Here is a 12,969-nt window from a genome sequence, read left to right on the forward strand (position 1 = left end):
CGTCCCGCCGTTTCCTTCCGGTGTGACGTCAACTCTCCATCTCCGCCCGGACCGTGGCCAGCGCTCCCAGCACATGGTGATCTGCGGCGACGACGGCCTCGCGCACCGGCTCGCCCTCGAACTGGACGCGGTGTGCGGCGAGGTCGTCACCGTGGTGCTGCCCTCCCGCGACGACGAGTACGGCGCCGGGATTGCGGCGCTGCACGACGACCCGCGCTCGCCGGTGGAGCTGCTCGTCTCCGCGCGCCCCGACGAGCGGACGCTGCGGGCCGCCGGGGTCGAGCGGGCCGCAGCGCTCGCCCTGACCTACCGCGACGACCAGGTCAACATGACCGCCGCCCTGCTGGCCCGCACCCTCAACCCGTCCGTGCGGCTGGTGGTGCGGATGTTCCACCGCGAGCGCGGCCGGCACCTGGAGCGGCTGCTGGACCGTGCCGCGGGGCGGGCCGAGGATCCGGCGCAGGACACGTCCACCACGGTGCTGTCGGACGCCGACACCGCCGTACCCGAACTCGTGGCCGCAGCCGCCATGGGACACGGCCACACGCTCCAGGTCGAGGGCAAGGTGTTCCGTGGTGTCGTACGCCCGGCCGGGATGCCGTCGCAGGCCACCGACCTGGCCACGCTCGCCGTGCTGTCCGGCGCCCACCAGGACGACCCGGCGAGCGAGGACAGCCCGGAGACGCCCGGCGAGGACGGCACGCAGCTGCTGCCGGACACCAGGACCTCCTACCACCGCCAGTTCACGCACGGGCGGCTGATGCTGGAGGAGGTCACCCACCATCACGCGCCGGAAGAGGCCCAGCGCGGCCGGCCCGGCCACCGGACCAGCGCCTGGCTGCGGGCCAAGCTCGCGCACCTGCCATGGAAGGTCTTCCTGTCCCGCGAGGTCACGGCCGTCTACGGGGCGCTCGGCGCGATGGAACTCGCCCTGGCAGCCGCCACCGCGCTGTTCGCGGACGAGCATCCCTGGTGGAAGAACCTGTACCTGCCGATGCTGGACATCTTCACCATGGGCGACCCGGCCACCAACGAGTCGGTCGCCCGCCGCGTCCTCCAGCTGATCGCCGGTTTCGTGGGCCTGGCGGTGCTGCCGCTCGTGGTGGCCGCGACGCTGAACGCCACCGAGGCGTTCCGCACCGCCTCCGCGAGCCATCCGCCGGACGAGGACACGAGCGGCCACATAGTCCTCGTCGGTCTCGGCAAGGTCGGCACCCGAGTGTTGGTCCGGCTGCGCACCACGGGTCATCAGGTCGTGGTCGTCGAACGCGACCCGCACGCGCGGGGAGTTGCGCTCGCCCGCGAACTCGGCGTGCCGCTGATCCTGCAGGACGCCACCGACTCCGGCGTGCTCGAACTGGCCCGGGTCCGCGCCAGCGGCTCGCTGCTGGTGCTGACCCGCGACGACGGCCAGAACCTCGACATCGTCATGGCGGTCCGGGAGAGCAATCCGCAGGTCCGTGTGGTCATGCGGCTGTACGACGACGACTTCGCGGCGACCGTCCAGCGCACCCTGCGCGCCTCCTACCCGGACGCGCTGACCCGCAGCCGAAGCGTTTCCGCACTGGCAGCGCCGTCCTTCGCCGCCGCCATGATGGGCCGTCATGTACTGGGCGTGATGCCGGTGGAGCGGGGCTCGCTGCTGTTCACCTGCGTGGACGTGGCCGGGCACCCCGAGCTGGAGGGGCGCTCCGTGCACGAGGCGTTCCGGGAGAACGAGTGGCGGGTGCTCGCCGTCGGCGCCGCCGGCCCGGCTGCCGACGCGTCGTCCATGGACACCCTCACCGGGCTCCGGCCGGAGCGGTCCGGCTTCGACTGGCATCCGGCACAGGGCCGGGTGCTGCGGGCGGGCGACCGGGTGGTGCTGGCGACCACGCGGCGGGGGCTGGACATCCTGATGACGGGCGTCCAGCCGCATCCCCCGGGGCGGCGGGACTGAGCCGACACCCCCTATAGGTCCTGTCAGTCGAGTCCGGACACCCTGAACACCGCCTGCGCCGCCTCCCGGTTCACGCGGGCCGCGAGGCGGCGCAGGGCGGTCTGGCCGCACAGGAGCAGGCCGTCGGCCGCCGACTGGCGGGCGCCTTCCTCCAGACGGTGCCAGAGCGGGGGGGTGCGCAGCAGCACGTCGGGGTCGATCTCGACGCATGCGCCGTACGCGTCGCGCAGCAGGAGTCGCTGGGAGACGCCGTCCAGGCAGCGGACGGACACCAGCAGATCGGTGCGGACCCGGCGCTCGCGCAGCAGCCGGCGCGAGGCCAGCCAGCCCGGTCCGGCCGAGACGCGGGCGGGACAGAGCACGAGGAACAGCAGGACGGCGAGCAGCAGCCACAGGGCGCCGCGCCACGGGGTGAGCCTGCCCGCGCCCGTGTCGATGAGCAGGAGCAGGGCGAGCAGCGCGCCGGCGCAGTAGACGGAGACCCTGGCTTCCCGCGCCCAGTGCCGGTCGTGCACGGCGTCCGCGGCGGGTGTCTGCGCACGAGCGTCGGCCGGTGACCTCTGCGCGTGGTCGGGGCGTCCCATGCCTGCGACGGTACCGACTCCGAGCACCCGTTCCGGCCGTCCTGATACGACTCTGACGGGCGGCACCCGTCAAGATCTCATCAAGGTCGGCCGTTTGGGCGCGAAGATGCCGCCAGGAACAGTCAGGGACGGTCGGCGGCGGACAGAACCTGAGGGGACCGCGCATCACCCGGCACCGATGCCAGCCCCGATGCGCGGCTCTTGACGAAGGAGCACGCAAGCATGTCCGTCCTGACCACCGAACCGGACGCCGTCCCCGCCGGCGAGGAACCCCCGGATACCGGCGAACGCCACCGGCTCACCGCCGTCACCGGACTCGCGGCACTGTCGCTGGACGCGATGGCGTCGGTGGCGTACGGCCCGGAGGCGATCGTCCTCGTGCTGGCCGCCGCCGGCGCCCACGGTCTCGGCTACACGCTGCCCGTCACCCTCGCCATCGCGGCCCTGCTGGCGGTGCTGGTCGCCTCCTACCGGCAGGTGATCGCGGCCTTCCCGGACGGCGGCGGCTCCTACGCCGTGGCCAGGACGCACCTGGGCGCGCGCACGAGCCTGGTGGCGGCGGCCTCCCTGGTGCTGGACTACGTGCTCAACGTGGCCGTCGCCGTCACGGCCGGCGTGGCCGCCCTGACCTCCGCCTTCCCGGGCCTGTACGGCGACCGGCTGTGGCTGTGCCTGGTGGTGCTCGTGCTCATCACGGCCGTCAACCTGCGCGGCATCGTGGAGTCGGCCAAGGCGTTCATCGTGCCCACGGTCGTCTTCGTCGGCTCGATCTTCGTGCTGATCGCGGTCGGCCTCTTCCGGTCCGCCCCCGTCAGTACGGCCACCGCGGCCGGACACGCCTCCGTGGTCGCGGACAACGCCACCTCCGTCGGCATCCTGCTCCTGCTGAAGGCCTTCGCCTCCGGGTGCTCCGCGCTGACCGGCGTCGAGGCCATTGCCAACGCCGTCCCCTCCTTCCGCGTCCCGCGCGCTCGGCGCGCCCAGCGCGCGGAGGTCGCCCTCGGTGCCGTCCTCGGCCTGATGCTGATCGGCCTGTCGGTTCTGATCGGCCGATTCCACCTCCAGCCGGTCGAGGGCGTCACGGTCCTCGCCCAGCTCGCGGACGCCTCGCTCGGCCACAACTGGGCTTTCTACGTCATCCAGTTCGCGACGATGATCCTGCTGGCCCTGTCCGCGAACACCTCCTTCGGCGGGCTGCCCGTCCTGCTGAAGCTGCTCGCCCGCGACAACTACCTGCCGCACGTCTTCGCCCTGAAGGCCGACCGCCAGGTGCACCGGCACGGCGTGCTCGCCCTTGCCCTGGTCTCCGCCGCGCTGCTCGTCTTCTCCGGCGGCGACACCAACACCCTCGTGCCGCTGTTCGCCATCGGCGTCTTCGTCGGCTTCACCATCGCCCAGGTCGGCATGGTCCGGCACTGGCTTCTGGAACGCGGTACGGGCTGGCGCGGCAAGGCGCTGCTGAACGGCTTCGGCGCGCTGCTGACCGGCGTGGCGACCGTCGTCGTCACGGCGAGCAAGTTCACCGAGGGCGCCTGGCTGATCGTGGTGGCCCTGCCGCTGATGGTCGCCGCGTTCATCGCCGTCCACCGCGCCTACGGCCGGATCGGCGAGCGGCTCGGCCTCGGCCGGATCCCGGAGCCGCCGCACCGCGAGCGCTCGCTGGTGATCGTGCCGGTGTCCTCCCTGTCCCGGCTCACCTCCGAGGCCCTGACTGCCGCCGCCTCCCTGGGCGACGAGGTCCGCGCGGTCACCGTCTGCTACCCGGACCCGGAGGACCGCGCCGCACTGCACGCCCTGGAGCGCGCCTGGGCCGAGTGGGACCCGGGCGTGCCCCTGGTGCGGCTGTCCTGCGAGCGGCGCAGCCTGGGCCGCCCGATCGCCGCCTACGTCCGTGAGGTCGCCGCCGCCGAGCCGGCCACCCAGGTCACGGTGCTGATCCCGGAGACCGAACCGGAGCGGCTGTGGCAGCGGCTCCTGCAGAACCAGCGGGGCGCCGTCGTCGCGCACGCCGTGCGCCGGGAGACGGACGCGGTGATCTGCCGGCTGCGCTTCCGGCTGCTGTGATCAATCTGTCGTCAGGCGTATGAACCCCGTCAAGGGTGCACAGGCCGCCGTAAGAGAGCCATCAACGGGGCTCGAATTCGGCCATGGACGCGCTTTCCTCGAACCGTCCGCTTCCCCCGAACCTCATCCAGGAGTTCACGATGGCCGATCTGGCCTTCGTCGTCACCGTGCTCGCGGGTTTCGCGCTGGTGGCCCTCGTCGCCAAGGGGGTGACGAAGCTGTGACCGCCGAAAACGTCGTCGGCCTGGTCGTGGCCGTCGCCCTGCTGGGCTATCTCGTCCTCGCCCTGATCTTCCCGGAGAGGTTCTGAGAGCAGACATGGGTCCCGAACTTGCCGGCGTGCTCCAGCTCGTCGCCCTGATAGGCGCACTGGCGCTCGCCTACGTCCCCCTTGGCAACTACATGGCCAAGGTCTACTCCTCTGACAAGCACCTGCGTGTCGAGAAGTGGGCCTACAAGGCCATCGGAGCCAACCCCGACGTCGAGATGACCTGGCCCGCGTACCTGCGCGGCATCCTCGCCTTCTCGGCCGTCAGCGTCCTCTTCCTCTACCTGCTCCAGCGGCTCCAGGGTGTCCTGCCCGGCTCGATGGGCTTCGACGCGGTCAACCCGGCGCAGTCGTTCAACACGGCCGTCTCCTTCGTGACCAACACGAACTGGCAGTCGTACTACGGCGAGCAGACCATGGGTCACGTCGTGCAGACCGCCGGTCTGGCCGTGCAGAACTTCGTCTCGGCGGCCGTCGGTATCGCCGTCGCGGTGGCGCTGGTGCGCGGCTTCGCGCGCTCGCGCACCGGTGAGCTGGGCAACTTCTGGTCCGACCTGGTGCGCGGCACGTTTCGGATCCTGGTGCCGCTCGCAGCCGTCGCCGCGGTGATCCTGGTCGCCTGCGGTGTCATCCAGAACTTCTCCGGCATCCACGAGGTCGGTCAGTTCATGGGCGGCTCGCAGCAGTGGAACGGCGGCGCGGTGGCCTCGCAGGAGGCGATCAAGGAGGTGGGCACCAACGGCGGTGGCTACTTCAACGCCAACTCCGCCCATCCCTTCGAGAACCCCACCCCGTTCACCAACCTCTTCGAGATCTTCCTGATCCTGGTGATCCCGTTCTCGCTGACCCGCACCTTCGGTGTGATGGTCGGGAACGTGAAGCAGGGTTATGCGATCCTCGCCGCGATGTTCACCATCTGGCTCGGCTTCACCGCGCTGATGATGTGGACCGAGTTCGCGCACCACGGCGCGGCGCTCCAGGCTGCGGGCGGGGCGATGGAGGGCAAGGAGGTCCGCTTCGGCGTCGGCTCCTCGTCGATCTTCGCGACCTCGACGACCCTCACCTCGACCGGTGCGGTGGACTCCTTCCACTCCTCCTTCACCGGCCTCGGCGGCGGGATCACCATGCTCAGCATGATGCTGGGCGAGATCGCCCCCGGTGGTACCGGCTCCGGCCTCTACGGCATGCTGATCATGGCGATCATCGCGGTGTTCATCGCCGGTCTGATGGTCGGCCGTACGCCCGAGTACCTGGGCAAGAAGATCGGCGCCCGCGAGATGAAGCTCGCGGCCTGCTACATCCTGATCACCCCCGCGCTGGTCCTGGTCTTCACCGCGGCCTCCATGGCGCTGCCGACCCCGCCGAACTCGATGCTGAACTCCGGGGCGCACGGCTTCTCCGAAGTCCTGTACGCATTCACCTCCGCGTCGAACAACAACGGCTCGGCCTTCGCCGGCCTGAACGCGAACACCGACTGGTTCAACACCATGACCGGTCTCGCGATGCTGCTGGGCCGCTTCCTGCCGATGGTGTTCGTGCTGGCGCTGGCCGGCTCGCTCGCCGAGCAGAAGCCGGTGCCGGTCACGGCGGGCACCCTGCGCACCGAGAAGCCGCTGTTCACCGGCCTGCTGGTGGGCGCGATCCTGATCATCACCGGTCTCACGTACTTCCCGGCGCTGGCGCTGGGTCCGCTCGCCGAGGGGCTGGCGTGATGACCACCCGCATAGAGAAGTCAGAGGACTCCATGTCCACAGCCACTCCGACCCGGGCGCCGCACAGCGACGTCCCCACCGGGCACAAGCCGGCCGAGGGCCGCGTCGGTGCGGGCCTCTTCGACCCCAAGGCGCTGGTCAAGTCCCTGCCGGACGCCTTCCGCAAGCTCGACCCGCGGGTGATGGTCAAGTCCCCCGTGATGTTCGTCGTGTGGATCGGCTCCGTCCTGACCACCGTCTTCTCCTTCAAGGACCCGAGCGACTGGTTCGGCTGGACGATCAGCGCCTGGCTGTGGCTGACCGTGATCTTCGCCAACCTCGCGGAGGCGGTCGCCGAGGGCCGCGGCAAGGCCCAGGCGGACACCCTGCGCAAGGCCAAGACCGACACGGTCGCGCGCCGGCTGCTGGAGGACGGCTCCGAGGAGCAGGTGCCCGGCACCGCGCTGACCATCGGTGACCTGGTGGTCTGCGAGGCCGGCGACATCATCCCCGGTGACGGTGACGTCGTCGAGGGTGTCGCCTCGGTCGACGAGTCGGCGATCACCGGTGAGTCGGCTCCGGTCATCCGTGAGTCCGGCGGTGACCGGTGCGCGGTGACGGGCGGTACGAAGGTACTCTCCGACCGCATCGTCATCAAGATCACGACGAAGCCCGGCGAGACCTTCATCGACCGGATGATCAACCTGGTCGAGGGCGCGGCCCGGCAGAAGACGCCGAACGAGATCGCGCTGAACATCCTGCTCGCGTCGCTGACGATCGTCTTCCTGCTGGCGGTGGCCACGCTGCCGCCGTTCGCGGACTACGCCGGCACGCACCTGACGATGATCGTGCTGGTCGCCCTGCTGGTCTGCCTCATCCCGACCACCATCGGCGCCCTGCTCTCCGCGATCGGCATCGCGGGCATGGACCGCCTGGTGCAGCGCAACGTGCTCGCCATGTCCGGGCGCGCGGTCGAGGCGGCCGGTGACGTCTCCACGCTGCTGCTCGACAAGACCGGCACCATCACGCTCGGCAACCGCCAGGCCGCCGAGTTCGTCCCGGTCAAGGGCACCACGGAGGCCGAGGTCGCGGACGCCGCCCAGCTGTCGTCGCTGGCCGACGAGACGCCCGAGGGCCGCTCCATCGTCGTCCTGGCGAAGGAGCAGTACGGGCTGCGCGAGCGCCACCAGGGCGAGCTGGCGCACGCCGAGTGGATCGCCTTCACCGCCCAGACCCGTATGTCGGGTGTGGACGTCGACGGCCGCAAGGTCCGCAAGGGTGCCACCGCCTCGGTCATCGCCTGGGTGGAGGAGCAGGGCGGCACGGTCGCCAAGGACGCCGACGCCGTCGCAGGCCGGATCTCCGAGGCCGGTGGCACCCCGCTGCTGGTCGCTGTCGACGACGAGAAGGGCGCCCGCGTTCTGGGCGTCATCTACCTCAAGGACGTCGTCAAGGACGGCATGCGGGAGCGGTTCGAGGAACTGCGCCGCATGGGCATCAAGACGGTCATGATCACGGGTGACAACCCGCTGACCGCCAAGGCGATCGCCGAGGAGGCGGGCGTCGACGACTTCCTCGCCGAGGCCACTCCCGAGGACAAGATGGCCCTCATCAAGCGGGAGCAGGCGGGCGGCAAGCTGGTCGCGATGACGGGTGACGGCACGAACGACGCCCCGGCCCTCGCGCAGGCGGACGTCGGCGTGGCGATGAACACCGGTACGTCGGCCGCCAAGGAGGCCGGCAACATGGTCGACCTCGACTCCAACCCGACCAAGCTCATCGAGATCGTGGAGATCGGCAAGCAGCTGCTGATCACGCGCGGTGCGCTGACCACGTTCTCCATCGCCAACGACGTCGCGAAGTACTTCGCGATCATCCCGGCGCTGTTCGCGGCGGTCTACCCGGGCCTGGACAAGCTGAACATCATGCACCTGTCCTCGCCCGACTCCGCGATCCTGTCGGCCGTCATCTTCAACGCGCTGATCATCATCGCCCTGGTGCCGCTGTCCCTGAAGGGCGTGCAGTACCGGCCGATGAGCGCGGACAAGATGCTGCGCCGCAACCTCGGGATCTACGGCATCGGCGGCCTGATCGCCCCGTTCATCGGCATCAAGATCATCGACCTGCTCATCTCCCTCATCCCCGGAATCGGCTGATCGCCATGAACAACTCCTTTGTGAACACAGCCCGGTTGCTGGGAGCGGGCCTGCGGGCCCTGCTGGTCCTGACCCTGGTGACGGGCGTCATCTATCCACTGGTCGTCACCGGGATCGCCCAGGGTCTGTTCCACGACGAGGCGAACGGCTCGGAGATCAAGTCGGACGGCAAGGTCGTCGGCTCCTCCCTGATCGGGCAGTCGTACAACCTGCCGCTGAAGAAGGGCCAGGACACCCCGGACGCGGACCTGAAGTGGTTCCAGGGCCGCCCGGCCAACGGGCTCGGCAGCAACAGCGTGAACACGCAGTACAAGCTGATCCTGTCCGGCGCCACCAACCTCGCCGCCGACAGCGGCGCGGTGAAGGGCAAGTGCCCCGACAAGCCCGAGGACGGCACGCTCTGCGCCCAGGTCGTCGCCGCCCAGGCCGCCGTGGTCAAGGACAACTCCGTCCCCGGCTACACGGTCAAGCCCTCGGACGTCCCCGCCGACGCGGTGACCTCCTCCGGCTCCGGCCTGGACCCGGACATCTCCACGGACTACGCCGACCTCCAGGCCCACCGGGTCGCCGCCAAGAACGGCCTGTCGGTCGCCCAGGTGGAGAAGCTGGTCAAGGACCACACGACCGGCCGCACCCTCGGCTTCATCGGTGAGCCCCGCGTGAACGTCCTGGAGCTCAACATCGCGCTCAAGGACCTCGCGGCGAAGCACTGATGGGGTTACGCGACACACGCGGGAGCCGGCGGTCCGGGAACCATCCCGGACCGCCGGCTCCCGCAGTCATGACATCCGTTGCCCACTCCCCAGCCTCCCCGATGGTCCGCCGTACGACAGGAAAGGCACACACCCATGACCAGGGTGCTCGTGGTGGAGGACGACCCGCAGCTCGTACGGGCCCTCGTGATCAACCTGCAGGCCCGTCGGTACGGCGTCGACGCGGCGCCCGACGGGGCCACCGCGCTCCGCCTGGCCGCCGCCCGCCAGCCCGACGTGGTGATGCTCGACCTGGGCCTGCCCGACATGGACGGCGTCGACGTCATCAAGGCCCTGCGCGGCTGGACCCGCGTCCCGGTGCTGGTCCTGTCCGCCCGCCAGTCGTCCGACGAGAAGGTGGCCGCGCTCGACGCCGGCGCCGACGACTACGTCACCAAGCCGTTCAGCATGGACGAACTGCTCGCCCGGCTGCGCGCGGCCGTCCGCCGCACCGAGGCCACCCCGCTCGCGCCCGAGACGACCCACGTGAAGACGGACGACTTCACCATCGACCTGCTCGCCAAGAAGGTCGTACGGGCCGGGCGGGACGTCCGCCTGACCCCGACCGAATGGCACCTGCTGGAGATCCTCGTGACCAACCCCGGCCGCCTGATCACCCAGAAACACCTGCTGCACGAGGTGTGGGGCGTCTCCCAGAGCAACAAGTCCAACTACCTACGGGTTTACATGGCCCAGCTGCGCCGCAAGTTGGAAGCGGACCCCTCGCACCCCCGCTATCTGATCACCGAGCCCGGCATGGGCTACCGCTTCGAAGGATGAACATGGCACGCGGCAAGCTCCGGATCTACCTCGGCGCGGCACCCGGCGTCGGCAAGACCTACGCCATGCTCTCCGAGGCGCACCGCCGGGTGGAGCGGGGCACCGACTGTGTCGTGGCCTTCGTGGAGCACCACAGCCGGCCGCGCACCGAGGTGATGCTGCACGGCCTGGAGCAGGTGCCGCGGGCGGAACTGGCGTACCGGGAGAGCACGTTCACCGAGATGGACGTCGACGCGGTGCTCGCCCGGCGCCCCCAGGTGGCCCTCGTCGACGAGCTGGCGCACACCAACGTCCCCGGCTCCCGCAACACCAAGCGCTGGCAGGACGTCGAGGAGCTGCTGGCCGCCGGGATCGACGTGATCTCGACGGTCAACATCCAGCACCTGGAGTCGCTCGGCGACGTCGTGGAGTCGATCACCGGGGTGCGGCAGCGCGAGACCGTTCCCGACGAGATCGTCCGCCGCGCCGACCAGATCGAACTGGTCGACATGTCGCCCCAGGCCCTGCGCCGCCGTATGGCGCACGGCAACATCTACAAGCCGGACAAGGTCGACGCGGCCCTGTCCAACTATTTCCGGCCCGGCAACCTCACCGCCCTGCGGGAGTTGGCGCTGCTGTGGGTGGCCGACCGGGTCGACGCCTACCTCCAGGAGTACCGCACCGAGCACCGGGTCTCCACCATCTGGGGTTCGCGCGAGCGGATCGTGGTCGGTCTGACCGGCGGTCCGGAGGGGCGGACCCTGATCCGCCGCGCCGCCCGCCTGGCGGAGAAGGGCGCCGGCGGCGAGGTACTGGCCGTCTACATCTCCCGCAGCGACGGCCTGACCGCCGCCTCCCCGAAGGAACTCGCCGTCCAGCGCACCCTCGTGGAGGACCTGGGCGGCACCTTCCACCACGTCGTCGGCGACGACATCCCGGCCGCGCTGCTGGACTTCGCGCGCGGCGTGAACGCCACCCAGATCGTCCTCGGCGTCTCCCGCCGCAAGGACTGGCAGTACGTCTTCGGGCCCGGCGTCGGTGCCACGGTCGCCCGGGACTCGGGCCCCGACCTCGACGTCCACCTCATCACGCACGACGAGGCGGGCAAGGGCCGCGGGCTGCCCGTGGCCCGGGGCACGCGGCTCGACCGGTCCCGGATCGTCTGGGGCTGGCTCGCCGGCCTCGCCGGGCCCGCACTGCTGACCTGGCTGCTGAACAGCACGTTCCCGGACGTCGGCCTCGCCAACGACATGCTGCTGTACCTGGCGCTGACGGTGGCCGCGGCGCTGCTCGGCGGCCTGCTGCCCGCGCTGGCCTCGGCGGCCTTCGGGTCCCTGCTGCTGAACTGGTACTTCACGCCTCCCATCCACAGGCTGACCATCGCCGACCCCCGGAACATGGTCGCCATAGCGATCTTCTTCGGGGTCGCCGTGTCGGTCGCCTCCGTGGTCGGTCTGGCGGCCCGGCGCACCCACCAGGCGGCCCGGCTGCGCGCCGAGTCGGAGATCCTCGGCCTCCTCGCGGGCAACGTGCTGCGCGGCGAGACCAGCCTGGAGGCGCTGCTGGAGCGGGTCCGGGAGACCTTCGGCATGGAGTCGGCGGCCCTGCTGGAGCGCGAGAGCGACGTCGCGCCCTGGACCTGTGCGGGCAGCGTCGGCCCCCGCCCCTGCGCCGCGCCCGAGGACGCGGACGTCGAGGTGCCGGTCGGCGACCGCCTCTCCCTCGCCCTGTCGGGCCGGGTGCTGCCCGCCGAGGACCGCAGGGTGCTCGCCGCCTTCGCGGCCCAGGCCGCCGTCGTCCTGGACCGCCGGCGCCTGCAGCAGAAGGCGGACGAGGCCAAGGAGCTGGCCGAGGGCAACCGCATCCGCACTGCCCTGCTCGCCGCCGTCAGTCACGACCTGCGCACCCCGCTCGCCGGCATCAAGGCCGCCGTGACCTCGTTGCGCTCCGACGACGTCGCCTGGTCCGAGGAGGACCAGGCGGAGTTCCTGGCGGCCATCGAGGACGGCGCCGACCGGCTCGACCACCTGGTGGGCAACCTGCTCGACATGTCCCGCCTCCAGACCGGCACCGTCACCCCGATCATCCGCGAGACCGACCTCGACGAGGTGATCCCGATGGCGCTCGGGGGCGTACCGGAGGACAGCGTGGACCTCGACGTCCCGGAGACTCTGCCGATGGTCGCCGTGGACCGGGGCCTGCTGGAACGCTCGGTCGCCAACGTCGTGGAGAACGCGGTCAAGTACAGCCCGGCCGGCACGACCGTGCTGGTGTCCGCGAGCGCGATAGCCGAGCGCGTGGAGGTCCGGGTGGTGGACCGCGGGCCGGGCGTCCCCGACGAGGCCAAGGACCGCATCTTCGAGCCCTTCCAGCGGTACGGCGACTCGCCGCGCGGCGCCGGTGTCGGGCTGGGTCTGGCCGTGGCGCGCGGCTTCGCGGAGGCCATGCGGGGCACCCTGCACGCCGAGGACACACCCGGCGGCGGCCTCACGATGGTCCTCAGCGTCCCGACGGCCCCGCAACGCACCCCCGCCCCGGACCGGCCGGACCGCTCCACGTCGGGGGTGGCGAACTGAGCACCGGGGCGGCCCCGTCAGCGTCCCGTCAAGGTCGTACGGGTCGCCGTCAGCGTCTCGTCAGGGGCCGGCCGGGAACCGGGGGCAGCGGGGATAGCGTCGAAGGCGAGCCCCGGTCAGCCTCCCCGCGTCCGGGGCCTTCCGGACTTCCGGACCTCCGGACCTCCGGACCTCCGGACC

At 70.9% G+C, this 12,969-nt stretch carries 10 protein-coding genes; 9 read left to right on the plus strand and 1 reads right to left on the minus strand.

Annotated elements, in window-relative coordinates; translation table 11 throughout:
* The first annotated feature begins 22 nt into the window (after nt 1–22).
* Nucleotides 23–1,939, plus strand: coding sequence for an NAD-binding protein (locus tag ACWD3E_RS12310; RefSeq protein WP_451387469.1), 1,917 nt, complete (start codon nt 23–25; stop codon nt 1,937–1,939).
* Nucleotides 1,940–1,962: 23 nt separating this feature from the next.
* Here ACWD3E_RS12310 and ACWD3E_RS12315 read toward each other — a convergent pair whose 3' ends face one another.
* On the minus strand, nt 1,963–2,523 hold the full coding sequence (locus ACWD3E_RS12315; protein WP_451387470.1) for a hypothetical protein: 561 nt from the start codon (nt 2,521–2,523) through the stop codon (nt 1,963–1,965).
* 222 nt (nt 2,524–2,745) lie between these two features.
* Here ACWD3E_RS12315 and ACWD3E_RS12320 point away from each other — a divergent pair, with 222 nt between their 5' ends.
* From ACWD3E_RS12320 to ACWD3E_RS12355, 8 genes are all read left to right on the plus strand, one after another.
* Nucleotides 2,746–4,587, plus strand: coding sequence for an APC family permease (locus ACWD3E_RS12320; protein ID WP_451387471.1), 1,842 nt, complete (start codon nt 2,746–2,748; stop codon nt 4,585–4,587).
* Nucleotides 4,588–4,670: 83 nt separating this feature from the next.
* The gene (locus ACWD3E_RS12325) at nt 4,671–4,811 is read left to right on the plus strand and encodes a hypothetical protein (RefSeq protein WP_451387472.1); all 141 of its coding nucleotides are present in this window, start codon (nt 4,671–4,673) and stop codon (nt 4,809–4,811) included.
* Nucleotides 4,808–4,897 (plus strand): K(+)-transporting ATPase subunit F, encoded by a 90-nt coding sequence (gene kdpF / locus ACWD3E_RS12330; protein WP_009326374.1) that lies wholly within the window; start codon nt 4,808–4,810, stop codon nt 4,895–4,897. Before ACWD3E_RS12325 ends, kdpF begins: the two co-directional genes overlap by 4 nt.
* Nucleotides 4,898–4,905: 8 nt before the next feature.
* Nucleotides 4,906–6,567: a potassium-transporting ATPase subunit KdpA gene (gene kdpA, locus ACWD3E_RS12335; protein ID WP_451387473.1), complete on the plus strand. Its 1,662-nt coding sequence runs from the start codon at nt 4,906–4,908 to the stop codon at nt 6,565–6,567.
* Complete coding sequence (kdpB, locus tag ACWD3E_RS12340; protein ID WP_451387474.1) at nt 6,567–8,702, plus strand: potassium-transporting ATPase subunit KdpB; 2,136 nt, start codon at nt 6,567–6,569, stop codon at nt 8,700–8,702. The genes kdpA and kdpB overlap by 1 nt, the downstream gene beginning before the upstream one ends.
* A gap of 5 nt (nt 8,703–8,707) precedes the next feature.
* Nucleotides 8,708–9,415, plus strand: coding sequence for a potassium-transporting ATPase subunit C (locus tag ACWD3E_RS12345; protein ID WP_451387475.1), 708 nt, complete (start codon nt 8,708–8,710; stop codon nt 9,413–9,415).
* 135 nt (nt 9,416–9,550) lie between these two features.
* Nucleotides 9,551–10,234, plus strand: a complete 684-nt coding sequence (locus ACWD3E_RS12350; protein ID WP_451387476.1) for a response regulator — start codon at nt 9,551–9,553, stop codon at nt 10,232–10,234.
* A 2-nt stretch (nt 10,235–10,236) separates the two neighbouring features.
* On the plus strand, nt 10,237–12,789 hold the full coding sequence (locus ACWD3E_RS12355) for an ATP-binding protein (RefSeq protein ID WP_451387477.1): 2,553 nt from the start codon (nt 10,237–10,239) through the stop codon (nt 12,787–12,789).
* Nucleotides 12,790–12,969: the final 180 nt, after the last annotated feature.

Source organism: Streptomyces sp. NPDC002676 (assembly GCF_053592455.1).